The 25,262-nt window shown below is 71.2% G+C and carries 34 protein-coding genes and 1 riboswitch; of the genes, 16 read left to right on the top strand and 18 right to left on the bottom strand.

The features are described from left to right. Positions 1 to 41 precede the first annotated feature (41 nt). Complete coding sequence (locus IH26_RS0124405; RefSeq protein ID WP_030438553.1) at positions 42 to 1,067, top strand: acyltransferase family protein; 1,026 nt, start codon at positions 42 to 44, stop codon at positions 1,065 to 1,067. Here the strand turns inward: IH26_RS0124405 and IH26_RS0124400 are convergent. Together IH26_RS0124400 and IH26_RS0124395 are read right to left on the bottom strand one after the other, a co-directional pair. Then, positions 1,047 to 1,793, bottom strand: coding sequence for a thioesterase family protein (locus tag IH26_RS0124400; RefSeq protein ID WP_030438552.1), 747 nt, complete (start codon positions 1,791 to 1,793; stop codon positions 1,047 to 1,049). The two genes, IH26_RS0124405 and IH26_RS0124400, sit on opposite strands and share 21 nt — an antisense overlap. Further along, positions 1,790 to 2,578, bottom strand: coding sequence for a DUF4097 family beta strand repeat-containing protein (locus tag IH26_RS0124395; protein WP_030438551.1), 789 nt, complete (start codon positions 2,576 to 2,578; stop codon positions 1,790 to 1,792). The genes IH26_RS0124400 and IH26_RS0124395 overlap by 4 nt, the downstream gene beginning before the upstream one ends. Positions 2,579 to 2,689: 111 nt before the next feature. On the opposite strand from IH26_RS0124395, the gene recO reads away from it, so the two are divergent. After that, positions 2,690 to 3,478 carry a DNA repair protein RecO gene (gene recO, locus IH26_RS0124390; protein ID WP_030438550.1) on the top strand — a complete coding sequence of 263 codons (789 nt, stop codon included), beginning with the start codon at positions 2,690 to 2,692 and terminating at the stop codon, positions 3,476 to 3,478. After that, positions 3,478 to 4,278 (top strand): isoprenyl transferase, encoded by an 801-nt coding sequence (locus IH26_RS0124385; protein ID WP_030438549.1) that lies wholly within the window; start codon positions 3,478 to 3,480, stop codon positions 4,276 to 4,278. The genes recO and IH26_RS0124385 overlap by 1 nt, the downstream gene beginning before the upstream one ends. Here the strand turns inward: IH26_RS0124385 and IH26_RS0124380 are convergent. Together IH26_RS0124380 and IH26_RS0124375 are read right to left on the bottom strand one after the other, a co-directional pair. Beyond that, positions 4,253 to 4,927: an HAD family hydrolase gene (locus tag IH26_RS0124380; protein ID WP_245665467.1), complete on the bottom strand. Its 675-nt coding sequence runs from the start codon at positions 4,925 to 4,927 to the stop codon at positions 4,253 to 4,255. The genes IH26_RS0124385 and IH26_RS0124380 overlap by 26 nt on opposite strands. Then, complete coding sequence (locus IH26_RS0124375) at positions 4,924 to 5,217, bottom strand: MTH1187 family thiamine-binding protein (protein WP_030438547.1); 294 nt, start codon at positions 5,215 to 5,217, stop codon at positions 4,924 to 4,926. Before IH26_RS0124375 ends, IH26_RS0124380 begins: the two co-directional genes overlap by 4 nt. Positions 5,218 to 5,367: 150 nt before the next feature. Here IH26_RS0124375 and IH26_RS0124370 point away from each other — a divergent pair, with 150 nt between their 5' ends. The 3 genes from IH26_RS0124370 to IH26_RS0124360 all read left to right on the top strand — a co-directional run bounded on the left by IH26_RS0124370 (position 5,368) and on the right by IH26_RS0124360 (position 6,961). Further along, complete coding sequence (locus tag IH26_RS0124370; protein WP_245665465.1) at positions 5,368 to 5,628, top strand: type II toxin-antitoxin system VapB family antitoxin; 261 nt, start codon at positions 5,368 to 5,370, stop codon at positions 5,626 to 5,628. Beyond that, the gene (locus tag IH26_RS0124365) at positions 5,625 to 6,050 is read left to right on the top strand and encodes a PIN domain nuclease (RefSeq protein WP_030438545.1); all 426 of its coding nucleotides are present in this window, start codon (positions 5,625 to 5,627) and stop codon (positions 6,048 to 6,050) included. The genes IH26_RS0124370 and IH26_RS0124365 overlap by 4 nt, the downstream gene beginning before the upstream one ends. Positions 6,051 to 6,133: 83 nt before the next feature. Further along, the gene (locus tag IH26_RS0124360; RefSeq protein ID WP_211268744.1) at positions 6,134 to 6,961 is read left to right on the top strand and encodes an aldo/keto reductase; all 828 of its coding nucleotides are present in this window, start codon (positions 6,134 to 6,136) and stop codon (positions 6,959 to 6,961) included. Here IH26_RS0124360 and IH26_RS0124355 read toward each other — a convergent pair. The 4 genes from IH26_RS0124355 to IH26_RS0124340 are packed head-to-tail and all read right to left on the bottom strand — an operon-like array spanning position 6,958 to position 10,772. After that, entirely contained in the window at positions 6,958 to 7,887 is a 930-nt protein-coding gene (locus tag IH26_RS0124355; RefSeq protein WP_245665464.1) for a methylenetetrahydrofolate reductase, read from the bottom strand. The two genes, IH26_RS0124360 and IH26_RS0124355, sit on opposite strands and share 4 nt — an antisense overlap. Before the next feature lie 16 nt (positions 7,888 to 7,903). After that, entirely contained in the window at positions 7,904 to 8,689 is a 786-nt protein-coding gene (locus IH26_RS0124350; RefSeq protein ID WP_030438542.1) for an energy-coupling factor transporter transmembrane component T family protein, read from the bottom strand. Then, positions 8,686 to 10,167 (bottom strand): ABC transporter ATP-binding protein, encoded by a 1,482-nt coding sequence (locus IH26_RS0124345; RefSeq protein ID WP_030438541.1) that lies wholly within the window; start codon positions 10,165 to 10,167, stop codon positions 8,686 to 8,688. Before IH26_RS0124345 ends, IH26_RS0124350 begins: the two co-directional genes overlap by 4 nt. A gap of 20 nt (positions 10,168 to 10,187) precedes the next feature. Continuing rightward, positions 10,188 to 10,772, bottom strand: a complete 585-nt coding sequence (locus IH26_RS0124340) for an ECF transporter S component (protein ID WP_030438540.1) — start codon at positions 10,770 to 10,772, stop codon at positions 10,188 to 10,190. A gap of 62 nt (positions 10,773 to 10,834) precedes the next feature. Next, positions 10,835 to 10,939, bottom strand: a riboswitch (TPP riboswitch). A gap of 62 nt (positions 10,940 to 11,001) precedes the next feature. Between IH26_RS0124340 and IH26_RS0124335 the strand changes: the two genes are divergently transcribed. Then, positions 11,002 to 11,823, top strand: a complete 822-nt coding sequence (locus tag IH26_RS0124335) for an alpha/beta fold hydrolase (RefSeq protein ID WP_030438539.1) — start codon at positions 11,002 to 11,004, stop codon at positions 11,821 to 11,823. Further along, positions 11,820 to 12,365: a DUF6328 family protein gene (locus IH26_RS0124330; RefSeq protein ID WP_030438538.1), complete on the top strand. Its 546-nt coding sequence runs from the start codon at positions 11,820 to 11,822 to the stop codon at positions 12,363 to 12,365. The genes IH26_RS0124335 and IH26_RS0124330 overlap by 4 nt, the downstream gene beginning before the upstream one ends. Here IH26_RS0124330 and IH26_RS0124325 read toward each other — a convergent pair. The 7 genes from IH26_RS0124325 to IH26_RS0124295 all read right to left on the bottom strand — a co-directional run bounded on the left by IH26_RS0124325 (position 12,325) and on the right by IH26_RS0124295 (position 16,679). Continuing rightward, positions 12,325 to 12,939 (bottom strand): hypothetical protein, encoded by a 615-nt coding sequence (locus IH26_RS0124325; protein WP_030438537.1) that lies wholly within the window; start codon positions 12,937 to 12,939, stop codon positions 12,325 to 12,327. The two genes, IH26_RS0124330 and IH26_RS0124325, sit on opposite strands and share 41 nt — an antisense overlap. Before the next feature lie 26 nt (positions 12,940 to 12,965). Further along, positions 12,966 to 13,370, bottom strand: a complete 405-nt coding sequence (locus tag IH26_RS0124320) for a Fur family transcriptional regulator (protein ID WP_034215893.1) — start codon at positions 13,368 to 13,370, stop codon at positions 12,966 to 12,968. Continuing rightward, entirely contained in the window at positions 13,367 to 13,666 is a 300-nt protein-coding gene (locus IH26_RS0124315) for an ArsR/SmtB family transcription factor (RefSeq protein ID WP_030438535.1), read from the bottom strand. Before IH26_RS0124315 ends, IH26_RS0124320 begins: the two co-directional genes overlap by 4 nt. Positions 13,667 to 13,687: 21 nt before the next feature. Then, the gene (locus IH26_RS0124310) at positions 13,688 to 14,554 is read right to left on the bottom strand and encodes a metal ABC transporter permease (protein ID WP_030438534.1); all 867 of its coding nucleotides are present in this window, start codon (positions 14,552 to 14,554) and stop codon (positions 13,688 to 13,690) included. After that, entirely contained in the window at positions 14,551 to 15,333 is a 783-nt protein-coding gene (locus IH26_RS0124305; RefSeq protein ID WP_030438533.1) for a metal ABC transporter ATP-binding protein, read from the bottom strand. Before IH26_RS0124305 ends, IH26_RS0124310 begins: the two co-directional genes overlap by 4 nt. Next, on the bottom strand, positions 15,330 to 16,226 hold the full coding sequence (locus tag IH26_RS0124300; protein ID WP_030438532.1) for a metal ABC transporter substrate-binding protein: 897 nt from the start codon (positions 16,224 to 16,226) through the stop codon (positions 15,330 to 15,332). Before IH26_RS0124300 ends, IH26_RS0124305 begins: the two co-directional genes overlap by 4 nt. 198 nt (positions 16,227 to 16,424) lie before the next feature. Further along, positions 16,425 to 16,679, bottom strand: coding sequence for a DUF6703 family protein (locus tag IH26_RS0124295; protein ID WP_030438531.1), 255 nt, complete (start codon positions 16,677 to 16,679; stop codon positions 16,425 to 16,427). A gap of 34 nt (positions 16,680 to 16,713) precedes the next feature. Here IH26_RS0124295 and IH26_RS0124290 point away from each other — a divergent pair, with 34 nt between their 5' ends. The 3 genes from IH26_RS0124290 (at position 16,714) to IH26_RS0124280 (ending at position 19,125) form a co-directional block, all read left to right on the top strand. Continuing rightward, a complete protein-coding gene (locus tag IH26_RS0124290) occupies positions 16,714 to 17,055 on the top strand; it encodes an antibiotic biosynthesis monooxygenase family protein (protein ID WP_030438530.1) in 342 nt (113 codons plus the stop codon). A gap of 129 nt (positions 17,056 to 17,184) precedes the next feature. Continuing rightward, positions 17,185 to 17,679, top strand: a complete 495-nt coding sequence (locus tag IH26_RS0124285) for an Rv0361 family membrane protein (RefSeq protein ID WP_030438529.1) — start codon at positions 17,185 to 17,187, stop codon at positions 17,677 to 17,679. A 66-nt stretch (positions 17,680 to 17,745) separates the two neighbouring features. After that, positions 17,746 to 19,125 carry a glycine--tRNA ligase gene (locus IH26_RS0124280; protein ID WP_030438528.1) on the top strand — a complete coding sequence of 460 codons (1,380 nt, stop codon included), beginning with the start codon at positions 17,746 to 17,748 and terminating at the stop codon, positions 19,123 to 19,125. 3 nt (positions 19,126 to 19,128) lie between these two features. Here the strand turns inward: IH26_RS0124280 and IH26_RS0124275 are convergent, their stop codons facing one another. Beyond that, a complete protein-coding gene (locus IH26_RS0124275) occupies positions 19,129 to 19,611 on the bottom strand; it encodes an XdhC family protein (RefSeq protein ID WP_245665462.1) in 483 nt (160 codons plus the stop codon). 112 nt (positions 19,612 to 19,723) lie between these two features. Between IH26_RS0124275 and IH26_RS0124270 the strand changes: the two genes are divergently transcribed. From IH26_RS0124270 to IH26_RS0124250, 5 genes are all read left to right on the top strand, one after another. Beyond that, positions 19,724 to 20,233: a hypothetical protein gene (locus IH26_RS0124270; RefSeq protein WP_030438526.1), complete on the top strand. Its 510-nt coding sequence runs from the start codon at positions 19,724 to 19,726 to the stop codon at positions 20,231 to 20,233. 49 nt (positions 20,234 to 20,282) lie between these two features. Further along, positions 20,283 to 21,416, top strand: coding sequence for a tRNA dihydrouridine synthase DusB (dusB, locus tag IH26_RS0124265; protein ID WP_030438525.1), 1,134 nt, complete (start codon positions 20,283 to 20,285; stop codon positions 21,414 to 21,416). Then, a complete protein-coding gene (locus IH26_RS0124260; RefSeq protein WP_030438524.1) occupies positions 21,413 to 22,477 on the top strand; it encodes a DUF2786 domain-containing protein in 1,065 nt (354 codons plus the stop codon). The genes dusB and IH26_RS0124260 overlap by 4 nt, the downstream gene beginning before the upstream one ends. An 81-nt stretch (positions 22,478 to 22,558) precedes the next feature. Then, positions 22,559 to 23,635: an MFS transporter gene (locus IH26_RS0124255; RefSeq protein ID WP_030438523.1), complete on the top strand. Its 1,077-nt coding sequence runs from the start codon at positions 22,559 to 22,561 to the stop codon at positions 23,633 to 23,635. Positions 23,636 to 23,699: 64 nt separating this feature from the next. Continuing rightward, positions 23,700 to 24,221 carry a DUF1269 domain-containing protein gene (locus IH26_RS0124250; RefSeq protein ID WP_030438522.1) on the top strand — a complete coding sequence of 174 codons (522 nt, stop codon included), beginning with the start codon at positions 23,700 to 23,702 and terminating at the stop codon, positions 24,219 to 24,221. Between the two features lie 66 nt (positions 24,222 to 24,287). Here the strand turns inward: IH26_RS0124250 and IH26_RS0124245 are convergent, their stop codons facing one another. Beyond that, entirely contained in the window at positions 24,288 to 24,659 is a 372-nt protein-coding gene (locus tag IH26_RS0124245; RefSeq protein ID WP_030438521.1) for a hypothetical protein, read from the bottom strand. Positions 24,660 to 24,747: 88 nt separating this feature from the next. Beyond that, complete coding sequence (locus tag IH26_RS0124240) at positions 24,748 to 25,236, bottom strand: roadblock/LC7 domain-containing protein (protein WP_030438520.1); 489 nt, start codon at positions 25,234 to 25,236, stop codon at positions 24,748 to 24,750. Positions 25,237 to 25,262: the final 26 nt, after the last annotated feature.

The raw sequence follows: 25,262 nt of genomic DNA, 5'->3' as shown, positions 1-25,262 counted from the left end.
ATTTGTGACCTTGGTCGCGGCTTGGGTAAGCCAGTGGTCCTATGCGTACGCGTAACCAGTACCTGGACCTGCTGCGTGCCGTCGCGACCGTCCGCGTGGTCGTCTACCACTCCACCGGCTGGGCCGCGCTCAGCATCGTCTTCCCGGCCATGTCGGTGATGTTCGCTCTGGGTGGCTCGCTGATGGCCGCCTCGCTCGACCGCTACGGACCGTGGGCGGTGGAGAAGCGGCTGCACCGGCTGCTGCCGTCGCTCTGGGTACTGGTCGGGGTCGCGGTGCCGGCGATGCTCGGGATCGGGCTGGTCTGGGACTGGCGGGTGCTGCTGTGGGCCTTCCCGCTGCAGGATCCGCCGGCCACCGGGTTCTGGCTCGAGGGGCTGGCCGCGATGTGGTACCTGCGCGACTTCCTTTGGCTGGTGCTGCTGTCGCCGGTGCTGCTACTGGCATTCCGGAAATTTCCGCTTGTTTCGGTTCTGGTGCCGTACGGGGCGCTTGCCGTGATCACTTTCGCGGGTCTGCGCCCGCCGCCGGTGCTGCACGACCTGGCCCTGTACGGCGGGGCCTGGCTGCTGGGCTTCGCCCATCACGACGGTCTGCTCAGACGCCGCCGGTGGTGGCTGGTGGGGGTGCTGGCCGCGGCCGGGGCGGCGTGGGCGCTGACCCATCCGGGGCCGCGCGGGCTCGACCTGAACGACATCCCGCTCGCCAACGCGCTCTGGTCGGCCGCGTTCATCCTGGTCGCCCTCGGGGTGTCGCCGATGGTGCGGCCGAGCCGGGTGCTGACCGTGCTGAACGCGCGCGCCCTGACGATCTACCTGTGGCACGTGCCGGTGATCGTCGCGGTCGCCCGCTTCGCCGAGTGGTCCGGCCTGCCGATCTTCGGCTGGGTCGGGATCGGCTGGCGGCTCGCCGTGGTGGCGGCCCTGCTGTGCCTGATCGTGCTGGCGGTGGGATGGGTCGAGGACGTCGCGGCGGGGCGGCGCCCGGCCCTGCTGCCGGGGGCAGCGCGCCGGCGGGTGCCCGTGTCGCCGGCGCCGGCGTACGCGCTAGCGCGCTCGGACAAGTAGCGGCTGGGCGACCTGCCCGATCTTTCCCCCACTATCGGACAGGGTCGCCTCGGCCAGGCCCAGGCCGTCGTCGCTCAGGGTCGTGCGGCAGGCCATGTGCACCCACTCGTCGCCGGTCTCGCGCAGCATGGTCGCGGTCAGCGTCGGCGGGATCGACAGCCACTTGTCCCAGGGCAGCTCGGCGGAGAGCCCGTTCGCCGAATCGGCCACGATCAGCGCGCGGTCCTGCCCGTCGATCGGCGCGCCGTCGATCAGCGGGATCCGCACCCGGGTCCACGCGTGCGTCTCGCCGAAGCCGTTCAGGCTGCCCCTGGTGATCCGCCACTCGGTCGCCCGGCCGTAGCCCCAGGAGCCGTCGAAGACGTCCTCCCGCTCGGGCAGCGGCGGCGGCAGCGCCGGCTCGCTCACCACCGGCGGCTGCGGGCCGGGCGCGATGTGCCAGGCCCGGGCGGTCACCGCGACCCGGCCGTCGACCACCATCCGGGCCTCGTTGAGCGCGGTGAGCCGGCCCGGCTTGAGCGGCGACACCTCGACCCGGAACTCGCGCCGCGGTATCGGCCCGAGAAAGTCCACCGTGATCCGGGCCAGCCGCAGGCCGTCCAGGCGGAGCAGGCGCCCGAGCAGCGCGGCGGGTGGGCCGCCGTGCTGCATCGCGCTGTCCCACGGGGACTCGGTGAACTCGGTCGGTGCATAGTGGTCGTCGCCCAGCGGCTGGTAGAAGCTCACGAAACCGAGGTTACGTTGACGTCCCCGCTGCCGGTCCGCACGTCGATCACATTCTTCGCGGACGAGTCGTTCTCCAGCCCCTGAATGCTGAGATCGCCGGAGCCGTGGCTGGTCACCAGCTTGTACTTGCCGTCGCCCGGCACGTTGACCGTCACGTCGCCGCTGGTGGCGTGCGCGGTCACCGAGTTCGGCGCGGCCAGCGACACCTGCACGTCGCCGGAGGTGACCCGGACGTCGACCGGGCCGGCGGCGTTGAGCGCCTCGATGTCGCCCGAGGTGGACTGGACCTTCACCGAGCTCTTGGCGTCGTTGACGTGGATGTCGCCGGAGGTGGCGCGGACCTGCACCGGGCCGGTCGCGTTGGTCACCGTGAGGTCGCCCGAGGTGAGCTCCAGGTCGGTGTCGGCCACGCTGTCCAGGCGGATGTCGCCGGACCCCAGCCGGCCGTGTACCTTCACGCCGGGCGGGGTCTTTATCTCGTACGAGACCGAGCAGTGCATGCCGCAGATGGTGTCCAGGGTCAGCGTCGTGCCCTGCAGCTGGTACGGCGTGCCGGGGTTGGACGCCTGGCGGACCACCCGGCGGATCGTCGTCTCGGTCACCGGGGCGGTGGTCACCGTCACGTCGCCGCCCCCGCCGGCCAGCACGATGTCGGTGATCTTGCCCTTCTCGGTGTCGTCGTAGGTCATCTTCGCCCCGATCACCCCGGCGCAGCCGCTGAGGCCGGCCGTCGTCGTGGCGATGAGGGCGAGGACTCCGGCGCGCCGGATCAGGGTCGTGGTCATGGCCCTGACGCTATTCGGGGGTCCCTGGGGAACACCATCGGTCCTCTCACTGAGCCGCCCCCTAGATGACCCTGAGATCCGGGTCAGGGTTTGTCGTACGGCCGGGGCAGAATGGCTTCCGTGCCCACCGGATCCGGCTACCGCCGCCAGCTCTACCGCGACGACGCGGTGGTGCTGCGCGTGCAGAAGCTCGGCGAGAGCGACCGGATCATCACGCTGCTGACCCGGCGGCACGGCCGGCTGCGCGCGGTGGCCCGCGGCGTGCGGCGCACGATGTCGCGCTTCGGCGCCCGGCTCGAGCCGTTCGGCCACGTCGACCTGCAGCTGGCCGGCTCGCCCGAGGGCGTGGGCAGCTCGCTGCACTCGGTCAGTCAGGTCGAGGCGGTCGCGCTGTATGGCAAGCAGTTCCTCACCGACTATCCGCGCTACACGGCGGCCAGCGCGATCGCCGAGACCGCCGAGCGGCTCACCCCGGTCGAGCGCGAGCCGTCGCTGCGGCTGTTCCAGCTCACCCTGGGCGCGCTCAAGGCGCTCGCCGCCGGGGAGCACGCGGGCAGCCTGGTGCTCGATGCGTATCTGTTGCGGGCCATGGCCACGGCCGGCTGGGCGCCGGCGATCGCCGACTGCGCGGTCTGCGGCGCCCCCGGGCGGCACGCCGCGTTCTCGGTGCCGGCCGGCGGCGCGGTCTGCCCCGACTGCCGGCCGCCCGGCGCCGCCCACCCGGCGCCCGCCACACTGGCCCTGATGAGCGCGCTCACGGACGGCGACTGGCCGGTCGCCGACGCGTCCGAGCCGCCGGTGCGCCGCGAGTGCAGCGGCCTGGTCGCCGCCCACCTGCAATGGCACATGGAGCGGGCGCTGCGCTCGCTCCCGCTTGTCGATCGACGGGAGACCCTCTGATGCCGCGTCCGCCCACCCCGCACCTGTCCGGGGCCCGCCCGCCCGAGCTGCCCAAGGGGTCGCTGCCGCGCCACGTCGCGCTCGTGATGGACGGCAACGGGCGGTGGGCCAAGGAGCGCGGGCTCTCTCGTACCAAGGGCCACGAGCAGGGGGAGTATTCGCTCTTCGACACCATCGAGGGCGCGATCGAGCTGGGCATTCCCTACCTTTCGGCGTACGCGTTCTCCACCGAGAACTGGAAGCGATCGCCCGAAGAGGTGCGCTTCCTGATGGGCTTCAACCGGGATGTCATCCGGCGCCGCCGGGACCAGCTGGTCGACCTCGGCGTGCGGGTGGTCTGGTCGGGCCGGGCCGGGCGGCTGTGGAAGAGCGTGATCCAGGAGCTGCAGACCGCCGAGCAGATGTCCCGCCGCAACAGCACGCTCACCCTGCAGTTCTGCGTGAACTACGGCGGCCAGGCCGAGATCGCCGACGCGACCGCGGCCATCGCCCGGGACGTGGCGGCCGGCAAGCTCAACCCCGACAAGGTCAACGAGAAGACGATCGCGAAATACCTGTACCATCCCGAGGTACCCGAGGTGGATCTGTTCCTGCGCCCGTCCGGCGAGCAGCGCACGTCCAACTTCCTGCTGTGGCAGTCGGCGTATGCGGAAATGGTCTTCCTCGACACCCTCTGGCCCGATTTCGACCGCCGCCACCTCTGGTACGCGTGCGAGCTCTACGCCGGGCGCGACCGCCGCTTCGGCGGGGCCCTGCCCAACCCGGTGGCGCCCCCTAAAGGGTCAGAATCCGCACCGTAGCCTCCACGTCGGAGAGATCCGGCAGCACCGCGTGCGCGCCGGCGAGCACCAGGTCGGCCATCTTGGTCGAGCCGGTGGCCACGCCGACCGCGTAGGCGTCGTTGGCCAGCGCCGCCGTCACGTCGTGCACGGTGTCGCCGACGACGACCGGGGCGAAGCGCTCGCCGTACTTCGCCTCGGCCCGCTCCAGGCTGCGCCGCACCAGGGTGGCCCGGACGGCGTCGTCGGTGCCGTAGCCGCCGACCTCGGCGTCGAAGACGTCCGTGAGGTCGAAGGCGGCCACCTTGGCCAGTGCCACCTCGGGCACGTTGCCGGTCACGAGCGTCTGCACCACGTTCGGGTTGTCGCCGAGCCGGCTGAGCACCGCGCGCACGCCCGGCATGAGCGCCCCGTACTGCCCGAACTCATGCCGATTTTTCGTGACATGTTCTATGTATCGGGTGAAGAACCGCTCGGGCGTGCAGTCGGTGACGCCGTGCGCGGCGAAGACCTCGGCGCAGATGTCCATGTCGGTGCGCCCGCCGAAAACCGGATCGGCCAGCCACTCCAGCCCGGTGATCTCGGTGAACGCCGCCTTCCAGGCCCGGCCGGCCAGCCCGCCGCCGCGCAGCAGGGTGCAGTCGACGTCCCACATGACCAGGCGTCTCACTCCTGCAGCGCCCGTTCGATGTGTGCGACCTTGGCGGTGAGCGCGTCGGTGACGCCGGGCCGCACGTCGGCCTTGAGCGACAGGCTGACCCGGGCGCCGCCCGCGGCCACGGCCTCGACGGCCTGCTTGACGACGGCGAAGCACTCGTCCCACTCGCCCTCGATCGTGGTGAACATGGCGTCGGTCCGGTTGGGCAGGCCGGAGGCGCGCACGACCCGCACCGCCTCGGCGACGAGGTCTCCCACCGACTCACCCACACCGATCGGCGTCACGGAAAAGGCAACCAGCATGCCCCCATCGTTCCAGCCTCGCCGGGGTGCTCGGCAAGCCTTCCCCGGCGTTGCCCTTCCCGCATGGCCGAAACAGGTTCTGATCCCCACCTCAGGTTTTGGTCTTCACCTGTATTGCGGCCCTCGCCGGCACGTGACTAGGCTAGTCTCATGACAACTGACGTCATGCTTGAAGATGCCGGCGGACCGGCGGAGGCGTCCATGAGCGAGGTTCTCATCAACCTGGATGACGACGCGCTGGCGGGCGCCGCGAAACACCTCGGCACCACCGGCCGGGAGGAAACGGTCAACGCGGCGCTTCGCGAGTTCGATCAACGTCGGCGGCGACTCGAGGCCTTCGACGAGCTCGTGGCCATGGCCGAGACGGGCATGTTCGATGAACTGCTCGACAAGCGGAACTATCGCCGATGAGGACCAACGGCTTCCTGGTCGACACGAGCGCCTTCGTCCGTCTCGTGCGCGATAGCGAATTGCGCGCGACATGGCGGGAGGCGATCGGCGCCGGCGTCCTCTCGGTCTGCCCGCTCACCGAGTTGGAGGTCCTGCGCGGTGCCCAGTCGATGACGGATCGTCAGGCGATCGAGTCGGTGTTTCGGCGCTCCTACTGCTGGGTGGTCATGCCGGACAGGGCCGTCCAGCGCGCCCAGGGCGTTCAGGAGGGCATGACGACACGCGGAACGCATCGTTCGGCCAGCCCGGTTGATCTGCTCGTCGCTGCTACCGCGGAGGCGCACGGGCTGACGCTGCTGCACTACGACCATGACTTCGTACGGGTCGCGGCGGTTACCGGGCAGAAGGTCAGGTGGCTGGCGGAGCCGGGGTCGATCAACTGATCGCGCGGGCGATGTAGTGTGCTGCGGTGCTTGAGGCGTCGGCTGCGGGGACCTGGCTGCTTGGGGATCGAGCTGTCAACCGGATGGGGTTTGGGTCGATGCGGCTCACCGTGGATCCGGATGGCGACAATGCGATTCGTGTCTTGCGGCGTGCGGTTGACCTGGGGGTCGACCACATTGACACCGCGGCTTTCTACTTCTCGCCCGGGGGGATTCTCGGGTTGGGGGACGGGCCCGTTCGGTATGCGACCGAGCTCATTCGGCGCGCGCTCCACCCGTACGCGGGAAAGGTTTTGATCGGCACCAAGGTCGGGCCGGGAGTCCTGCCGGATGGTGCCTGGGGTGAGGCTCGGACGGCCGCGCAGTTGCGGTATCAGGTCGAGGAGAATCTGCGGCGGCTCGGGGTGGACTGCCTGGATCTGGTGAATCTGCGGGTCTTCCGGGGGACCGACTCGATCGGGGAACGGTTCGCGGCCCTGGCGGAAATGCGGGACGAGGGGCTCATTCGGCACCTCGGGCTCTCCGCGGTGCGGCTCGAGCAACTGGATGAGGCCGCGGCCATCGCGCCGGTCGCCTGTGTGCAGAACAGTTTCTCGCTTGATCTGCGGCGTAACGCCGAACTGTTACGCGTGTGCGGCGAGCGGGGAATAGCGTTCGTGCCCTTCTTCGCCATCGCGGGGGCGGGGCGTGAGGCCGGGCCGAGCGGGGAGCACGACGAGGCGGTCGCGCGGGTCGCCGCCCGGCACGGGATCACGCCGCAACAGGTGCGGTTGGCGTGGACGCTGCATCAGGGGCCGCACGTGCTCGCCATCCCGGGGACCGGGCGTGAGGAGCACCTGCGGGACAACATCGCGGCCGGCGCCGTGCGGCTGACCGCCGACGATCTATCTTCACTGCAACCCGCCGCCTAGCCGCGCAGCAGGGTGCCGATCTCCGCGGCCAGCCGGGTCGCACCCTCGATCTCGGCCTTGCGGATCGAGACGCTCTCCACGTGGAAGCCGTACGGCATGCCCAGCCGCTCGCAGAACGCCCGCAGGTCGCGGGCGATGCCGAGGCACTCCCGGTAGGACTCCTCCAGCGGGTCGGCCGAGTGGCGCAGGGCATTCGCCATCCAGCGCGGCACGTCCACGCCCAGCCACTTGAGGAACTCCAGCGTCTTCTCCGAGCCGCACAGCGACAGCGTGAAGATCATCGGGCGGGGCGGGAGGCCCAGCTCCCGGCAGGCGTAGAAGTAGTCGGAGATCAGGTTCTTCGTCCCGCCCACGTCGTAGATCACCTGGGAGACGAAGAAGCCGCACCCGCGCTCCTGCTTGGCCAGCATGCGCCGGTGCTCGTCGCCGGAGCGGGCGTGCCGCTCGCTGATCACCACGGCGCCCAGCGGTAGCTCGGGGCGGATCTCCGCGCGCAGCTGCTGGGCGCGGCGCAGGTCGGTGCGCACCGGCTGGTCGCCGGCCGAGGCGCCGACGAAGACGCTCAGCACCCGGCCCGGGTCGACGCCGGCCAGCCAGGTGCGCAACTCGTCCTCGTCGTACTTGCCGACGCAGCGGTAGATGATCGCCGGCCGCTCCCAGTCGCCGAGGTGCTCCGCGTGGAACACCGCCGGGTCGAGGGTCGGCAGATACGGGAACGGGCGGTCGGCCGCGTTCCGGTCCGACTCGTCGGCGATGTCGTACAGGATCAGGCCGTCGAGATCCAGAGCGGACAGTCGCCCGAGGGTGACCGCCACGATCTCCTTGATCCGCTCCTGGGTGGCGCTCCGGCGCGGCGGGGTGATGCCGAACAGCAGCACCCCGCTTCGCGCGTCGGTCAGCATCGACTGCAGGCTGGGGCGAGGCACCCGGACAGCCTAGGGACTATGCGGTGATCGGTCGAAACTGGCCGGTCAGCACCGTGGTCGCGAGCACGGCGGCGGTCAGGACGACCGCGCCCACGATCAGCAACCAGTCGCCCTTCGAAAAAACCTGCCTTCTTGCGTACGTACGGGGAACGGCCGAATCGAAGCCGCGCGCGTCCATCGCCACCGCGAGCCGGGTGCCGCGCCGCAACGCGCCCACGAGCAGCGCGAAGGCGATCGCCGGGAACCCGCGGATCCCGGTGTCCACGCCGCGCGCCCGCCGGGCCAGGGTCAGCATCTGCCACTCGGCCCCGAGCAGCGGCAGCAGCCGGAACGCGGCCAGCGCGCCGACCGCGAACCGGGCCGGCGCCTTGGCGTTCTGCACGAGCGCGTCGGCCAGGTCGGTGGGGTCGGTGGTGGCGAAGACGATTACGCCGGGCAGCGCGATCGCGAACAGCCGCAGCACCAGCCCGAGCGCGGTGACCAGCACGCCGCTGGTGATGGCGAACGGCCCGAGGTCGACCAGCAGCCGGCCGGAGCGATCGGCCGCGAACAGCACCAGGGTGACGAGCACGCTCGCGGCCGCCAGCAGCAGCGGCCAGGCACGCCGGGCCAGCACCGCGTACCGGACGCCGAACAGGGGCAGCACGGTCAGCTCGACGGCCAGCGCGAGCGCCGGGGTGAGCGGGTCCAGCGTGGTGACCAGCGGCAGCGCGAACAGCAGCGCGGCGGCGAACTTCGCGACCGGGTTGCGCCGGGCCAGCGGCGCGGCCGGATCGGCGACCGGTTGCAGGGCGAAGCTCACGAGCGCCGCCGGGGGAGCGGGTCGGACAGGCGGGCCGACCCGAGCGAGAACGTCCGGTCGGCGAGCGTTCGCACGAACTCGTCGTCGTGGGTGACCGCCACCACCGCGTGCCCCTCGTCGCGCAGCGTCGCCAGCAGCGTGACCAGCTCGATCCAGGTACGCCGGTCCTGCCCGAAGGTCGGCTCGTCGAGCACCAGCAGCCGCGGCGCGGTGGCCAGCGCCGTCGCCACGCTCAGCCGGCGGGCCTCGCCCCCGGAGAGGGTGTACGGGTTAGCCTCCGCCAGCCTCGTCAGCCGCAGCCGGTCGAGCAGCGCGTCCACCGTCTCCCGGATCTCGGCGTCGCCCCGCCGGAGCCGCCGCGGCCCGACCGCGAGCTCGTCGGCCACCTTCGTGGTGACGAACTGGTGCTCCGGGTTCTGGAAGACCGACCCGATCCGCCCGGTCAGCGTGGTGGCCTTCCACTTGTGCGGCGGGCGCGGGTCGCCGAACGCGGTGACCTGCCCGCCGGTCGGCGCGAGCAGCCCGCCCAGCACCAGCGCCAGCGTCGACTTGCCGGCGCCGTTGGGGCCGGTGACGGTCAGCACCTCGCCCGCGCCGACGCTCAGCGAGACCGGCGCGAGCCGCTGCCCGACCGTGACCGCGGTGGCGCGGGCCAGCTCGCCGGCGGCCGGGGCGCCGGCCTTGAGCGGCGGGATGGTGAACCCCGGCACCCACACGCCCTCGGCGGCGAGCCGATCGCCGTACGCGGCGAACACCACCTCGGGCGCGCCGTCGGCCCGGATCCCGCCGCCCGGCTCGAGCACCACCACCCGGTCGACCAGCGGCAGCGCCTCGGCCACCCGGTGCTCCACCACGATCAGCGTGGTCTCCTCGTCCCGCGAGCGGGCTATTCCCTCGCGGACCAGCTCGGCCCCGGCCGGGTCCAGGTTCGCCGTCGGCTCGTCGAGCAGCAGCAGGCCGGGCCGCAGCGCGAGCACCCCGGCCAGCGCGAGCCGCTGCGCCTCGCCGCCGGAGAGCGCCCCGGTCGAGCGGGTGATCGGGTACGGGAAGCCGACCCGGTCGAGCGCGTCGCTGACCCGCGGCCAGATCGCGGCGGCCGGCACCCCACGGTTCTCCAGCCCGAACGCCACGTCGTCGCCGCTGCGGGCCATCACCAGCTGGGTCTGCGGGTCCTGGAAGACGATGCCCACCCCTTGCCCGGGTTCTCCGCGCCGTCCGGAGGACCAGGCGTCGGAAGCGGTACTGCCGCGGGCCGTGTGCGGCTCGAGCCCGTCGATCCGTACCGTGCCGGCCGCCTCGCCGGAGTCGTCGGGGAGCAGGCCGGCCAGCGCCGCGAGCAGGGTGCTCTTGCCCGCCCCGGACGGGCCGAGCAGGAGCACCCGTTCACCGTGCTCGATGGTCAGGTCGACGTCGCGGATCGCCCATGCGCGGCGGCCGGCATGCCGCCACCCGAAACCCCGCAACTCGACCCGACTCATGATTCAGATGCAACCAGGAATCAGACCAGCGCGCGCGCCCGGCCCGCCGGGAAGCGGTCGAGCACACCGGTCTGGGCCAGGGCGCGGACCAGCAGCACGCTGCCGATCCCGGCGATCACCAGCGACGATGCCGCGGTGACCAGGATGTACGGGATCCGGAAGGTGGCCCAGGAGTAGCCCGGGTACCAGACGAACGCGTCGTAGACCGATGCGACGACGCCCGCGGTGGCGCCGGCCAGCATGGCCACTGGCAGGTTGTACAGCTTGTAGGCGAACGCCGCGAAGATCAGCTCGGCGCCGAGCGCCTCCAGCGGGCCCTGGACCACCAGGGTCCACCCCCAGCTCGTGCCGATCGCGACCGAGACGAGCGAGGCGATGGTGAGGGTGTAGAAGGCGGCCCCGGGCTTGCGCACGATCAGCGCGCCGAGCACGGCCGGGACCAGCCACATGCCGTAGATCACGCAGCGGACCGGCTCGGTGATGCCGGCGAGCGGCCCGTTCCAGAGCAGGCCCCACGCCCAGAAGATGACGCCGAACGCGACCGCGACGATCGAGGCGATCACGATGTCGATCGTGCGCCATCGGTTGGTGTTGGTGGTTGCCATGAGTTGACCTCCCAGTTTTAGGTACCGGGAGGAGACGCAGCGCCGTGTGTGCCACGGCGCGGCTGGAGAAAAGACCGAGCTTCCTGCGCTGGCATTACCCAGATCAGGTACGAGGGTCTGCGGGTCACCCCGCACTCTCAGCGCTGTGCGCTCCCCTGTCGGATTACATGTGCTTCGATGACGCTAACACTGGTCGGAGGCGTGCGACAGCGGAGGAGTGATCAACAACATGGAGATCAAGGCGCGGGGGCTCACCTTCGACGTGTACGAGGGCGGGCCGGCGGACGGCGACCCGGTGCTGCTGCTGCACGGGTTCCCGCAGGATCACCGCGAGTTCGATCCGATCCTGCCCCGGCTGCACGCCGCCGGCCTGCGCACGTACGCCCTGGACCAGCGCGGATATTCGTCCGGCGCGCGGCCCGACGCGGTCTCCGCCTACCGGATCACCGAGCCGCTCGCGGACGCCGTCGCCGTGCTCGACGCCCTCGACATCGAGTCGGCGCACGTGATCGGCCACGACTGGGGCGCGCAGATCGGCTGGCTGCTGGCCGCGACGCACCCGGCCCGGGTCCGCACGCTCACCGCCATCTCCGTCCCGCACCCCAAGGCGCTGCAGCTGGCGTTGCGGGTACGCCCGACCCAGCGCGCCCGGTTCGCCTACACCCTCCTGTTCCGCTCGCCGATCGCCGAGCGCACCCTGCTGGCCGGCGGCGGCGCCGTGCTCAAGGGGATGCTGCGCCCGATCGGCGACCGCGCCCGGCTGTACGTGGACGCGATGCGCACCGACCCGGCCCGGCTGACCGGCGGCCTGAACTGGTACCGCGCCCTGTCCGGCGCGGACCTCGGCGGCGCGCGGGTGATCACCGTGCCGACCACGTACATCTGGCCGGACCACGACCCGGTCGTCGGCCGGACCGCCGCGCTGCGCACCCGGGACTGGGTCGAGGCCGACTTCCAGCTGGTGGTGTTGCGCGGGGTCAGCCACTGGGCGCCCGAGCAGGCGCCGGAGTCGGTCGCCGACTGCGCGCTGGCCCGCATCCGGCCGGCATGAGACCGGAGAAACGGCCCCGGCTCGCGAACGAGACCGAGAAGCACCGGTGGGACCGCAACTTCGCCGACCTGCTCCAAGAGCTGCGGGTGGCGCAGACCGGCGTGCAGATCCTGTTCGCCTTCCTGCTCACCCTGCCGTTCAGCAACGGGTTCCCGCGCGTCTCGGTGCTGCAGCGCGACCTGTACGTGGTCGCACTGCTCGCCGCCGCCGGGGCGGCCGCCATGCTGATCTCGCCGGTCGCCTTCCACAGCGCGCTGTTCCGGCAGGGCCGCAAGCCGGAACTGGTCCGCTACGCGCACCGGATGATCACCGGCGGGCTGGCGTTCCTGCTGGTCGCGATGGTCAGCAGCATCTTCCTGATCGTCGACTACCTGCTCAGCCGCCCGGTCGCGATCGTGCTCGGGGCCCTCGCGGCGCTGTGGTTCCTGACCTTCTGGGCCGGGATCCCGCTCTACCGGCACGGCTGGATCGACGAGGCCGACGAGCTCGAGGAGGAGACGCTCAACGGCGACGACCCGACGCGGTCAGGCCCAGCCGCCTGAGCTCGAGGGCGGCCAGCGCGTCGAGCGCCTCGGCGTCGCCGTTGCGCCAGCTCTGTGCGATGTCCGGGCCGAGCCGGGTCAGCTCGTCGAGCGGCTGCCCGGCCAGCGCCCGCAGGGCCAGCAGATCTCGCCCGGCCGGCTCCGCGCGTACGGCCGAAGCCACCCCGGCCCGGCGCATCCAGCGCAACCGCAACGGAAGCCAGAGGAACAGGACCAGCGCGAGCGGCACCGCGACCGCGACGATCGCCAGGACCACAGAACTCTGGTGGACGAGCTGCTGCTGTTGCCGCCCGGCGTCGGCGATCGCCCGGGCCGCCGACGCGGCGCCGTTGAACGGCTTGACCAGTTGGTCGCCCACGAGCGGCACTCGGTTGATCTTGCCGCCGGCGTCGGCCAGGTTGTCCGCGATGCCGCCGCCGGCGGACTGCAGCCGCTGCCCGGGGACGGCCAGTTTCTCCACCATGTCGTGCACCCAGAGGCCGGCCCGGATCCACAGGTAGACCCAGACCACCACGGCGAGGTCGGTGAGCAGTTGACGGATGGCGGTCGGGAGCCGCTCGGCGTAGAGCTTCACGGGGGAAGCGTCGCACGTGGACGGTGTTACCGCTTGACCGAGCAGTCCGGGCAGGTGCCGAAGATCTCCATGGTGTGCGAGACGTCGGTGTAGCCGTGCATGGCGGCCACCCGCTCGGCCCACGACTCGACCGCCGGGCCCTCCACCTCGACCGCCCGGCCGCAGGCCCGGCACACCAGGTGGTGGTGATGGCCCTGGCTGCAGCGGCGGTACAGGTGCTCGCCGCCGGGCGGGCGCATCACGTCGATCTCGCCGGCGTCGGCCAGGCCCTGCAGCGTGCGGTACACCGTGGTCAGCCCGACCCGCTCGCCCCGCTCGCGCAGCAGGGCGTGCAGGTCCTGGGCGCTGTTGAAGCCCTCGACGTCGTTGAGCACGGCGCTCACCGCGCTGCGCTGCTTGGTGTTGCGCTGAGCGTTGGCGTCAACGTTCAAGATCGGACCTCCCGCGCATGGCTGACGGCGTCGGCGACGATGTGCGCCACATGATCATCCACCAGCGAGTACGCGATCTCGCGGCCGCGGCGCGCACCGCGGACCACCCCGGCCCCGCGCAGCACCCGAAGGTGCTGGGAGACCAGCGGCTGGGGTGCGCCCAGCTTCGCCACGAGCTCGTGCACGCAACGCTCGCCGACGCCGAGCTCGGCGACGATCGCGACGCGGATCGGCGCGGAGAGGGCGCGCAGCAGCTCTCCGGCCGACTCGTAGGCCTCATAACCGGTCGTCGTCATGGTTCCCAACCAATTTATCTCTCAGCTCTGCAGGACGACATCGGGCGGCTCCACCTCGCGTGGCTGGTGGGCGCGACTTCTCAGGGCTCGGGCCACGCCGCCGCCGAGCGAGATCGCCACGAACGCGCCGAGCGCCAGGAGCACCGTGGTGGCGCCGGGCGCGGTGTCGATCTCGGCGGAGACCGCCACGCCGGCGCCGGCCGCGCCCAGGCCGATCACCATGGCCAGCGCCATCGTGCTGCGGAAACCGCGCGTGACCTGCTGGGCCGCGGCGACCGGGACGACCATCAGAGCGGAAACCAGGAGCAATCCGACCGTACGCATGGCGATCGTCACCGTGACCGCGGTCGTCACCGCCATCAGGATGTTCAGCGTGCGCACCGGCAGGCCGCTGACCCGGGCGTACTCCTCGTCGTTGCAGACCGCGAACAGGGCCGGCCGGAACGCGGTCATCGCCAGCAGCACGGCCAGGCCGAGCACGACGATCACCACGAGGTCCTGCGGCGACGTGGTGATCAGCGAGCCGAACAGGTACTGCATCAGGTTCGCGTTGCTGCTGTCGTCGGAGAGCCCGACCAGCACCACGCCGCCCGCGATGCCGCCGTAGAACAGCAGGGCCAGGGCCAGGTCGCCGGAGGTGCGGCCGCGCTGGCGGATCAGCTCGATGCCGACCGCGCCGGCCGCCGACACGATCACCGCACTGATCACCGGGGAGTGGTGCAGCAGCAGGCCCACGCCGACGCCGGTCAGCGCGACGTGCCCGATCCCGTCCCCGATCAGCGACAGCCGCCGCTGCACCAGGTAGATGCCGAGCGCCGGGGCGGCCAGCCCGATCACCAGCGCGCCGATCAGCGCGCGGATCATGAAGTCGTACTCGAACAGGCTCATGAGCGGGCCGTGATCCGGTCGGTCGGCGACACGCAGATCTTGTCCTGCTCCGGGGTGGCGTGCGGGTGGACGTGGTCGTGGCCGGGAAGGGCGTGGTGGCCGGCCGGCTCGGGCGGGATGCCCTCGTGCGCTATCCGGCCCTCGTGCACCACGACGGCCCGGTCGATCAGCGGGCGCAGCGGGCCCAGCTCGTGCGCGACCAGCAGGATCGTGCCGCCGCCGGCCGCGAACTCGCCCAGCGCCGCGGCGAACGCCTCCTGGCTGGCCGCGTCCACGCCGGCCGTCGGCTCGTCGAGGACCAGCAGGTCGGGGCCGCCGGCCAGGGCCCGGGCGATCAGCGTGCGCTGCTGCTGGCCGCCGGAGAGGGTGGCCACCGGGTCGCCGATCCGGTCGAGCAGGCCGACCTTGGTCAACGCCGCCCGGACCGCCGCCTTGTCGACGGCGCCCGGCGGCCGGAAGATGCCGCGCCGGGCCAGCCGGCCGGAGGCGACCACCTCGCCGACCGTGGCCGGCACGCCCGAGCCGGCGCCGAGCCGCTGCGGGACGTAGCCGACCCGGGCCCAGTCCCGGAACCTCTTCTGCGGGGTGCCGAACAGGTCGATGTCGCCGCGCGCGATCGGGACCAGGCCGAGGATCGTGCGGATCAGGGTGGACTTGCCGGAGCCGTTGGCGCCCAGGATCGCGACCACCTCGCCGACGGGCACCGCGAGCGAGACGTCGTGCAGAATCTCCCGGCCGTCGTAGCCCACGGCCAGATGGCGTACGTCGACGACGCTCATGTGGTACACCCCAATGCCGTGGTGAGCGCGGCCAGGTTGGCGCGCATGACGGAGAAGTAGTCGGCATTCTTGTCGGTGAGCCCCTCGAGCGGGTCGAGCACCGCGGTGCGGGCGCCGACCTCGCGCGCGATGGTCTCGGCGACCTTGGGGCTGACCAGCGTCTCGAAGAAGATCGTGGTGGTGCCGGTGGAGCGGGCCTGGGCGGCGACCTTGGCCAGCTTGCGCGGGGACGGCTCGGCCTCGGGGGAGACGCCGGTGATCCCGACCTGGGTCAGGCCGTAGCGGCCGGCCAGGTAGTTGAACGCCTCGTGGCTGGTGACGATCTCGTGCCGCTGGCAGGTGGTGAGGCTTCCGGCGTACGTCCGCTGCAGGTCCTGAAGTTGATTTTGAAGGTCTCGCGCCCGGGAACGGTAGTCCGCGGCGTGCGCGGGGTCGGCCTGCGCCAGCCGCTCGCCCAGCGCGCCGGCGATCGTGGCGAACCGCACCGGATCCAGCCAGACGTGCGGATCCTTGCTGCCGTCCTCGGACTCGCCGCCGGTGTACGGCAACAGCTCGACCGCCGAGGAGACGTCGAACGAGCGGCCCTTCGCCTCCTGTGCGACGGCCGAGTCGACGGCCGGCTGGAAGCCCTTGAGGTAGACCGCGAGCCCGGCATCCGCCACCTGGGCGACCTGGCGCGGGTTGAGCTCGACGTCGTGCGGCTCGGCGCCCGGTTTGGTGAGGTTCGTGACGGTCACCGCGTCGCCCCCGATCCGCTCGCTGAGGAACTGCAGCGGATAGAACGCCGTGACCACGGTGAGCTTCCCGGCGGAAAAGCCGTTCGCGGACGCCCGCCCGGCGCAACCGGCCGCGACGGCGAGCGTCAGGAGCACGGCTAGCAGGGCGCGGGGCATACCGCCAACTGTCTCCGACAATGATAATGATTGTCAAAAGCGCATGAGTCGCGCCGCACAGCGCCTTCGCGACCAACCGCGGCCAGCGGCAGAAGTCGCGCTTTCACAGCGCCTTCGCGACGACCGCGGCCAGCGGCAGAAGTCGCGCTTTCACAGCGCCTTCGCGACCAACCGCGGCCAGCGGCAGAAGTCGCGCTCTCACAGCGCCTTCGCGACGACCGCGGCGAGCAGCAGCACGAGCATGAGCACGCGTAGCGCACGGGTCGCCGGCGGCTGCACCGCCCAGGTGGTGTAGGTCAGCGCGGCCAGCCCCGCGCCCAGCACGAACAGCACCGCCGCCCCGACGATGCCGGGGAGGAACAGCCCGGCCAGCATCAGCACCAGCGCCACCAGGAACGCCGTCGTCGGGTTCACCCGGGCCAGCCGGCGCAACAGGTTCTCGGACGGTGCCACCGTGTCGCCTCCTCGCGCTGCGTACGCTCGTCGCATGCTCGTGCTCAACCGCTTCGTCGTCCCGCCGGACACGCAGGACGGCTTCGTGCTCCGGGCGCACGCCGCCCTCACCGCGCTGGCCGAGCGCCCCGGCTATCTTTCCGGCCGGCTCGCCCGGGCCATCGAGGAGCCGTCCCACTGGACGCTGGTGACCGAGTGGGAGTCGGTGGGAGCCTACCGGCGCGCCCTGGGCGCCTTCGACGTGAAGGTGCACGCCACCCCGCTGCTCTCCGAGTCGGTCGACGAGCCTTCCGCGTTCGAGACGCTGGCCAGCGCCCAGCCCGGCGGCGAGGTGGTGGTGACCCCGAGCGACCGGGCCGCCGAGCCGTGGCGCTGACGAGCGCCTGGGTCGGAGTGGGGGCCGGAGCGAGGCGAGGTCCAGGTATCGTCTGGGTGTGCGCCCAGGCGGCGGCTGGGCCACGCCGCAGCCCGTCTCCCACTCCGACCCAGGCGCTAATCTGGCGATATGACGACGGCGCCGCACGTTCCCGCACCGCCGCAGGGCCCGGGCGTCCAGCCGCCGTTCCCGGCCCCGCCGGTCGAGGGGCGAGGCAAGCGGATCGGGCTGAGCATCGGCATCGCGGTCGGCGTGGTCGTCCTGGTCTGCGGCGGCGGCCTGGGCGCGATGATCGGCGTGCTGGCCTCCTCCCAGAGCTCCGCCCAGGAGCACGCGAACGCGGCGGTCAGCGGCTATCTGAACGCGCTGCGCGACGGAAAGTACGACAAGGCGTACGACCTGCTCTGCGACAAGGCGCGGGAGGACGAGAGCCAGGCCGAGTTCCGCCGGCGGGTGGCCGGGGAGCCGGTCGTCCGGTCGTACACGATGGGGAAGTTCGACGTGCTGACCTTCTCCATGCCGGTGGAGGCCACCTACGACAACGGCAGCAGTGCCCAGCTCGAGGCGTACCTGGGGTCCGATCGGACCACGGGCGCCTTCGAGGTCTGCGAGATCGGGGAGTAATCTCGCACTTCGTCCGGATCCATTACCAAGCTGTCCCCGCCGACACCCAGCCGGCGTAGGAGGAACATGCCCGCCGACCGTATCGATGCCGTCGTCAGCCTGGCCAAGCGCCGTGGCTTCGTCTTCCCCTCCAGCGAGATCTACGGAGGAACCCGCTCGGCCTGGGACTATGGTCCGCTGGGCGTGGAGCTGAAGGAGAACGTCCGCCGCCAGTGGTGGCGCACCATGGTGCAGCAGCGTGACGACATCGTCGGCCTCGACTCCGCCGTCATCCTCGCGCGCCAGGTGTGGGAGGCGTCCGGCCACATCGCCGAGTTCGTCGACCCGCTCACCGAGTGCCAGTCCTGTCACAAGCGCTTCCGGGCCGACCACCTGGAGGAGGCGTACGAGGCCAAGCACGGCTCGCTGCCCTCCTCGCTGCAGGAGCTGAACTGCCCGAACTGCGGCAACAAGGGCACCTTCACCGAGCCGAAGATGTTCAACGGCCTGATGAAGACGTACCTCGGGCCGACCGAGAGCGCCGAGGGCCTGCACTACCTGCGCCCGGAGACCGCCCAGGGCATCTTCGTCAACTACAACAACGTGGCCACCGCGGCGCGCAAGAAGCCGCCGTTCGGCATCGCGCAGGTCGGCAAGAGCTTCCGCAACGAGATCACCCCGGGCAACTTCATCTTCCGTACGCGTGAGTTCGAGCAGATGGAGATGGAGTTCTTCGTCGAGCCCGGCACCGACGAGCAGTGGCACGAGTACTGGCTCCAGGAGCGCTGGAACTGGTACCGCGGGCTCGGCCTGTCCGAGTCGAACCTGCGGTACTACGAACACCCCAAGGAGAAGCTCTCGCACTACTCGAAGCGGACCGTCGACATCGAGTACCGCTTCCAGTTCGGCGGCAGCGAGTTCGCCGAGCTCGAGGGCATCGCCAACCGCACCGACTTCGACCTGACCACGCACTCCAAGCACTCCGGCGTCGACCTCAGCTACTTCGACCAGGAGAAGCAGGAGCGCTGGGTGCCGTACGTGATCGAGCCAGCGGCCGGCCTCACCCGCGCGGTGCTGGCCTTCCTGCTCGAGGCGTACGACGAGGACGAGGCGCCGAACACCAAGGGCGGCGTCGACAAGCGCACGGTCATGCGCTTCGACCCCCGGCTCGCGCCGATCAAGGTGGCGGTGCTGCCGCTGTCCCGCAACCCGGAGCTGTCGCCGAAGGCCCGCGGCCTGGCCGACTTGCTGCGCAAGCGCTGGATCGTCGAGTTCGACGACTCGCAGGCGATCGGCCGGCGCTACCGCCGCCAGGACGAGATCGGCACCCCGTTCTGCGTGACGGTCGACTTCGACACCCTGACCGACGACGCGGTGACGGTCCGCGACCGCGACACGATGAAGCAGGAGCGGGTCGGTCTCTCCCAGATCGAGGACTACCTGATCCAGCGCCTGCCGGGTTGCTGAGTCTCAGAAGGTGAAGCCGCCCGGTCGGCCGTTCCGGTCGGCGATGAGCCCGGCCAGGGTCGCGATGGCGATCTCGGCCGGGGTCCTCGCCCCGATGTTGAGGCCGATCGGGCGGTGCACCCGGGCGATCTGATCCTCCGGCACGTCGAGGTCGCGCAGCATCTTGACGTGCGGCCCCTCGATGGTGGGCTTGCCGAGGATGCCGATCCACCGGGTTTCGCTCGCCAGCGCGGCCTTGAGCACCTCGCCGATCTCGGCCCGGTGATGGTCGCTGAGCACGACGTCGGTGTGCTCGTCGAGGTGCGCGGCGTCGAGATCGTGCACGAAGAGGTCGCCATGCGGCCGGGGCGTCCCCTGCAGGCGTGACTGATCCGGCTCGACGAGCACGGACTGAAAGCCGGCCTCCACGGCGAACCGCAGCATCGCCTCCGCCGTCGGCGACTCGAACACGACCACCAGTCGTCGCGGGCTCAACCCCTCACTCACGTCACCGACTCTGCCAGAAGAATCCCTCCCACACAGCCACCGGCCATCGCGCGACTAGTAGTCACTAGGCTAGTATGAGGGCTGATCCCCTTACCCTGTTCTGGAGACGTCGATGACCCCCACCCTTGGAGACCTTGATCAACGCCTAACCGCCGTGGAGGAGCGCTTGGACCAGGAATCAGGACTACGCGCCAGCCAGGAGCGCGACCTGTCTGACATCGCCGAGGGCGTTCGCGCTCATAAGAAAGCCATTCAAGCCCTTGGAAAGACGCAGTCGGAACACACTCAGAAGCTGGACCAACTCAATGGGAAGGTCGACCACCTCACCGGGAGAGTCGATCAGCTCGCCAGCACTGTTAACCACCTCGTCCTGGATGTCGGCAGGATTGACGATAAGACCGACCACCTCACCGGGAGGGTCGACCAGCTTGACGGGAAGGTCGACCGCCTCACCGGGAGGGTCGACCAGCTTGACGGGAAGGTCGACCGCCTCACCGGGAGGGTCGACCAGCTTGACGGGAAGGTCGACCAGATCACCGCGACAGTCGCTGAGGTTCAGGGCGGGGTTACGCAGATCGTCGGCATGCTGGATACGTTGATCGCGCGGGAGGACGGGCGGTAGCGAGCGGGCGATTCGGGGTCGCCGGGCCGGGCGTGTCACGCTATAGGGCGTGACTTCACCGCTCCTGCTCGGCGACCACGCCGTGAACCCGCCCGTCGTGCTGGCGCCGATGGCGGGGATCACCAACGTGGCGTTCCGGCGGCTCTGTCGCGAGCAGGGTGGCGGCGTCTACGTGTGCGAGATGATCACCACTCGGGCGCTGGTCGAGCGGATTCCCAAGACGCTCAAGATGATCGCCTTCGCCGAGGACGAGGACTTTCGCAGTCTCCAGCTCTACGGTGTCGATCCCGAGGTCACCGCGCGGGCGGTCCGGCTGGTCGGCGAGGACGGGCTCGCCGATCACATCGATCTGAACTTCGGCTGTCCGGTCCCCAAGGTCACGCGGCGGGGTGGTGGTTCGGCCCTGCCGTGGCGGCGGCGACTGTTCGGCCGCATCGTGGGGCAGGCGGTCGAGGCGGCCCGGGAGTACGGCATTCCGCTGACCATCAAGATGCGCAAGGGCATCGACGACGACCATCTGACGTATGTGGAAGCGGGTCTGATCGCGCAGGAGGCGGGCGTCGCCGCGGTGGCGCTGCACGCGCGCACCGCCGAGCAGCGGTATTCCGGCAGCGCCGACTGGGACGCGATCGCCACGCTCAAGCAGGCCCTCGACGTGCCGGTGCTGGGCAACGGCGACATCTGGGAGGGTTCGGACGCGCTGCGCATGGTCGAGCACACCGGCGTCGACGGCGTGGTCGTCGGCCGTGGCTGCCTGGGCCGGCCGTGGCTGTTCGCCGACCTGGAGGCCGCGTTCACCCAGGGCGCGAGCTACCGCCCGGTGCTGCCGGCCCTCGGCGAGGTCGCGAAGATCATGTCTCGGCACGCCGAGCTGCTGGTCGACGCGCTCGGCGACGAGAAGCACGGCTGCGCCGACTTCCGCAAGCACGTGGCCTGGTATCTGAAGGGTTTCCCGGTGGGCGGTGACCTGCGGCGCAGCCTCGCCATGATCTCGTCGCTGGCCGAGCTGGACGACCTGCTGGAGAAGCTGGACCCGTCGCTGCCGTTCCCGGTCGAGGCGCTGGGCCAGCCGCGCGGCCGGGTCAACTCGCCGGGCAAGGTCTCCCTGCCGTACGGCTGGCTGGACAGCCGCGACGACGACACGGTCCCCGAGGGCGCCGAGACCGACGAGTCCGGCGGATGACCATCATCCAGGACGTGCTGCGGGGGGATCTCAGCTACGAGGACGGCCTGGACGCGCTCACGGTGGCACCCGCCGGCGAGGTGGACGCCGAGCTCGACGCGGCCGTGTCCCAGGCCGTCGATCAGCTGTTCCGCGGCGGGTGGCAGCCGGCCGAGCTGTATCGGGTGGTGGCTCGGCTCGGCAATCCGCTGCAGGCCCATCGGGTGACCGACGCAGCGAGATCATATTTCACGAAATTTCCGAACATAGACCCTCGATGGCGGGCGCAGGTCGAGGAGCTGCCGAGCGCGAAGGGTCACCCGGACCGCATCAAGGGCCTGGACGCCGCCCTGAGCCTCCTGCTCGAACTGCGCCGGCTGCCCGCGATCGAGAAGCTGATCCCGGCCCCCGGCGACGCGCCCGGGAAACGGCTGCGCGGCGCCGACAACCGGGTGCTCGAGCGGGTCCGGGCGCTGCTCGCCAAGGCCGAGTCGACCGACTTCCCGGCCGAGGCCGAGGCCTTCTCGGCCAAGGCGCAGGAGCTGATCGCCCGGCACAGCATCGAGGAGGTGCTGACCGCGGCGCCGGACGAGACGCCGCTCGCCCGCCGGGTGGGCGTGGATCATCCGTACGAGAGCGAGAAGGCCAGCCTGCTCGACGCGGTGGCCCGGGCCAACCACTGCCACACCGTGTGGTCGCCGGAGCTGGCCTTCTCGACCGTGTTCGGGTTCGATGCGGACATCGACGGCGTCGAGCTGCTCTACACGTCGCTGCTCGTGCAGGCCAACCGGGCGATGGCGCGGGACGAGCCGGTCAAGGGCAAGGCGCGGATCAAGGCGTTCCGGCGCAGCTTCCTGGTCGCGTACGCGGTGCGCATCGGCGAACGCCTCGAGCGGGCCACCCGGCAGGAGATCGCCCAGCACGGCGACCTGCTGCCCGTGCTGCGCGGGCGGGACCTGCGGGTCCGCGAGGCGGTGACGCGTTCCTTCCCGCGTACGGTCCGCGCCCGCGGCAGCCGCGTCGACAGCCTGGAGGGCTGGGAGTCCGGCCGGGCGGCGGCCGACGAGGCCGAATTGGCTTGACCGCTCCGGGAGGATGGACCCATGCATCCACCGCGACGCTGATCTCGCCTTCTCTACGCCGTCCGTGCCTGTGCGGATGGTGTGCTGCTCTACCCGGTCTACGCGCTGCTGTTCGCCGACGCGGGCCTGTCCACCAGCCAGATCTCCGTGCTGTTCGCGATCTGGTCGGTGGTCTCGTTCGCCTTCGAGGTGCCCTCCGGCGCGCTGGCCGACGCTTGGTCCCGCCGCGGGCTCTACGCGATCGGTGAGCTGCTCACCGCCGCCGGTTACGCACTGTGGCTGATCTGGCCGGCCTTCCCGGGTTTCGCGCTGGGCTTCGTGCTGTGGGGGCTGGGCGGCGCGCTCGCCTCCGGCACGCTCGAGGCGCTCGTCTACGACCTGGCCGGGGACGACTACGCCAAGGTCATGGGCCGGGCCGGCACCGTCGGCATCCTCGCCACGCTCGCCGCCACGCTGCTGGCCACCCCGGCGCTCGCCCTCGGCGGCTACCCCCTGGTGGGCGTCGCGAGCATCGTCGTGGTCACCCTGGGCGGTCTCCTCGCGCTCCGCCTTCCCGATGCCGTGCGTACGCCGGGGGAAGGCGACGAAAGCGACACCGGCGGCTACGGCCGGCTCCTGCGCTCGGGACTGCGCGACGCGGTGAAGGACCGGCGCACGATCATGCTCGTGGCGGTCGCCGCGCTGCTGCCCGGGTTCACCGCGCTCGACGAGTACCTGCCGCTGCTCGCCCGCGACAAGGGCGCGCCGACGGCCGGCGTACCGCTGCTGTATGCCCTTGTCGCACTGGCGATGGCCGCGGGAAGCGCGCTCGCCGGACGCTACGCCGCGTCCCTGCCGTTGGTGGTGGCCGCCTCGGCGGCCCTGCTCGCGGCCGGCGCGCTCGTGCCGCACCTGATCGGCATGGTCCCGGTGGCCGCCGCGTTCGGCCTGCTGCAGTACGCCATGATCCGCGCGGAGACCGGCCTCCAGGAGTCGATCACGGGCCGCGCCCGGACGACCGTCCTGTCGGTCAGCGGCTTCGGCGCGGAGGTCTTCGCGGTCGTCCTCTACGCCGGTTTCGGGCTGCCGGCGCCGCTGCCGCTGCTGTTCGCCCTGGCCACGACGCCCCTGCTGCTGACCGCGGCGCTGGCCCGCCGGAATTTCGTCCGCCCGGGATGAGGGATCGGACATCGGCGCCGCCGAGCATGGGCCTCAGCCCCGGGTCTTCTTCGAGGAGCGCGACATGACGACCTTCACGGTGTGGAAGTTCGACAGCCCCGACGGCGCACAGCGGGCGTCCGAGCAGCTCAAGGACGCGGAGGCCGACGGCCTGGTCAAGCTGCTCGACCACGCGGTGGTCACCTGGCCGGTCGGCGCCGCCCAGCCGGAGCGGCCACACCACGGCCACGACACGGTCTGGCGCGGCGCGGGCTGGGGCGCCCTCTGGGGCCTGCTGGCCGGCACGCTCTTCCTGGTCCCGGTCATCGGCGGCGCGGCCGGCGCCGCGATCGGCGCGATCAGCAAGGCCACCGAGGACGCCGGCATCACCAGGGACCAGTTGGAGACGATCCGCACCGAGATCACCGAGGGCACGTCGGCGCTGTTCCTGGTGACCGACCAGGGCAACCTCGACCGGCTGGGCGAACGCTTCCACGGCATGGGCGACCACAGCAAACTGATCACCACCAACCTCACCGACGGCGAACGCGAGGTGCTGCTGGAAACCTTCGGCAACGCCGCCCGCAAGAACCCACAGCCCTACTGACGGGGCTGCCGCCGGGTGGGGAGGGCTTGATGAGGCCCTCCCCACCCGGCGTGGGCATCGGGCCGGTCAGACGTCGAGGTCGTTCTCGATGCGCCTGAGCTGGTGGCGGGCCATGGCCAGGTTGGCGCGGTCGCGCTTGAGGGCCAGATAGAGGAACAGGCCCTTGCCGGCGCGGCTCGTCAGCGGGCGGATCATGTGGTACTGGGTGTCCAGCGTGATCAGGATGTCCTCGATCTTCTCGGAGATGTTCAGCATCTCCATCGCCCGCAGCTTGGCCCGGACCACGTCCGTGTTGCCGGCCGCCGCGACCGTCAAGTCGAGTTCCTTGCCGCCGCCGACGGTGCCGAGCGCCATGCCGCTCGTGTGGTCCACGAGGGCCACGCCGATGGCGCCGTCGATCTCCATGATTTCCTTGAGTGCGGTGTCCATGTCGCCCATGGAAGTTCCTCCGTATGCGGTGGGATGGCGGTCCGCCGCTCGACGGCGGTACCGGGTGGGTCGCGGCGGATGCCGCTCCCGTCTCGGATCAACCCGTCGCCTGCCGGCGCCGGGCGTTGGTGGGCAGGGTGGCCATCGGGGTGCGCCGCGCCAGCGGCGCCGCCGGGCCGGCCTGCGTGGGAATCTCCGGCCGGGCTTGCGGTTTCGCTTCGACCGACAAGATCCGAACCAGCCGGCGTACGCATCGCCGCGCCTCCAGGTGGACCATGGCGAGGTTCGCGTCGCCGGAGGTGACCAAGGTGAGCAGTGCGGTCGGGCCCGCGGTGTAGGTGGTGATGTAGCCGCGATCGCACTCGACCACCGACTCCCGCAGCTCGCCGTGGTTCACCGCGTGGGCGAACCGCCGGGCCAGCGCGAGGTGCGCGGCGGCCAGCGCGGCGAGGCCGTCCGGCTCGATGCCGTGGGCGTCGTGCGCGACCACCAGCCCGTCGGTGGTGGCGAGCACGCTGCCGGAGAGTTCCGGCACCCTGGCACGCAGGCGGTTGAGCTCCTCGAGCACCGCCGGATCCACCGTCATCCTCGGTCTCTCTTTCTCGTCGGAAG

Source organism: Actinoplanes subtropicus (assembly GCF_000721705.1).
In the GTDB taxonomy this organism is placed as follows: Bacteria; Actinomycetota; Actinomycetes; order Mycobacteriales; family Micromonosporaceae; genus Actinoplanes; species Actinoplanes subtropicus.
The sequence above is the reverse complement of the archived record's forward strand: the minus strand, read 5'-3'. Positions and strand labels throughout refer to the sequence as shown.

Excerpts from the sequence above, each read along its gene's own strand:
- IH26_RS0124405 (WP_030438553.1), top strand. The coding sequence starts at position 42 with ATGCGTACGCGTAACCAGTACCTGGACCTGCTGCGTGCCGTCGCGACC.
- IH26_RS0124395 (WP_030438551.1), bottom strand. The coding sequence starts at position 2,578 with ATGACCACGACCCTGATCCGGCGCGCCGGAGTCCTCGCCCTCATCGCC.
- recO (WP_030438550.1), top strand. The coding sequence starts at position 2,690 with ATGGCTTCCGTGCCCACCGGATCCGGCTACCGCCGCCAGCTCTACCGC.
- IH26_RS0124385 (WP_030438549.1), top strand. The coding sequence starts at position 3,478 with ATGCCGCGTCCGCCCACCCCGCACCTGTCCGGGGCCCGCCCGCCCGAG.
- IH26_RS0124375 (WP_030438547.1), bottom strand. The coding sequence starts at position 5,217 with ATGCTGGTTGCCTTTTCCGTGACGCCGATCGGTGTGGGTGAGTCGGTG.
- IH26_RS0124370 (WP_245665465.1), top strand. The coding sequence starts at position 5,368 with ATGACAACTGACGTCATGCTTGAAGATGCCGGCGGACCGGCGGAGGCG.
- IH26_RS0124365 (WP_030438545.1), top strand. The coding sequence starts at position 5,625 with ATGAGGACCAACGGCTTCCTGGTCGACACGAGCGCCTTCGTCCGTCTC.
- IH26_RS0124360 (WP_211268744.1), top strand. The coding sequence starts at position 6,134 with ATGGGGTTTGGGTCGATGCGGCTCACCGTGGATCCGGATGGCGACAAT.
- IH26_RS0124345 (WP_030438541.1), bottom strand. The coding sequence starts at position 10,167 with ATGAGTCGGGTCGAGTTGCGGGGTTTCGGGTGGCGGCATGCCGGCCGC.
- IH26_RS0124340 (WP_030438540.1), bottom strand. The coding sequence starts at position 10,772 with ATGGCAACCACCAACACCAACCGATGGCGCACGATCGACATCGTGATC.
- IH26_RS0124335 (WP_030438539.1), top strand. The coding sequence starts at position 11,002 with ATGGAGATCAAGGCGCGGGGGCTCACCTTCGACGTGTACGAGGGCGGG.
- IH26_RS0124330 (WP_030438538.1), top strand. The coding sequence starts at position 11,820 with ATGAGACCGGAGAAACGGCCCCGGCTCGCGAACGAGACCGAGAAGCAC.
- IH26_RS0124315 (WP_030438535.1), bottom strand. The coding sequence starts at position 13,666 with ATGACGACGACCGGTTATGAGGCCTACGAGTCGGCCGGAGAGCTGCTG.
- IH26_RS0124310 (WP_030438534.1), bottom strand. The coding sequence starts at position 14,554 with ATGAGCCTGTTCGAGTACGACTTCATGATCCGCGCGCTGATCGGCGCG.
- IH26_RS0124305 (WP_030438533.1), bottom strand. The coding sequence starts at position 15,333 with ATGAGCGTCGTCGACGTACGCCATCTGGCCGTGGGCTACGACGGCCGG.
- IH26_RS0124300 (WP_030438532.1), bottom strand. The coding sequence starts at position 16,226 with ATGCCCCGCGCCCTGCTAGCCGTGCTCCTGACGCTCGCCGTCGCGGCC.
- IH26_RS0124290 (WP_030438530.1), top strand. The coding sequence starts at position 16,714 with ATGCTCGTGCTCAACCGCTTCGTCGTCCCGCCGGACACGCAGGACGGC.
- IH26_RS0124285 (WP_030438529.1), top strand. The coding sequence starts at position 17,185 with ATGACGACGGCGCCGCACGTTCCCGCACCGCCGCAGGGCCCGGGCGTC.
- IH26_RS0124280 (WP_030438528.1), top strand. The coding sequence starts at position 17,746 with ATGCCCGCCGACCGTATCGATGCCGTCGTCAGCCTGGCCAAGCGCCGT.
- IH26_RS0124270 (WP_030438526.1), top strand. The coding sequence starts at position 19,724 with ATGACCCCCACCCTTGGAGACCTTGATCAACGCCTAACCGCCGTGGAG.
- IH26_RS0124260 (WP_030438524.1), top strand. The coding sequence starts at position 21,413 with ATGACCATCATCCAGGACGTGCTGCGGGGGGATCTCAGCTACGAGGAC.
- IH26_RS0124250 (WP_030438522.1), top strand. The coding sequence starts at position 23,700 with ATGACGACCTTCACGGTGTGGAAGTTCGACAGCCCCGACGGCGCACAG.
- IH26_RS0124245 (WP_030438521.1), bottom strand. The coding sequence starts at position 24,659 with ATGGGCGACATGGACACCGCACTCAAGGAAATCATGGAGATCGACGGC.
- IH26_RS0124240 (WP_030438520.1), bottom strand. The coding sequence starts at position 25,236 with ATGACGGTGGATCCGGCGGTGCTCGAGGAGCTCAACCGCCTGCGTGCC.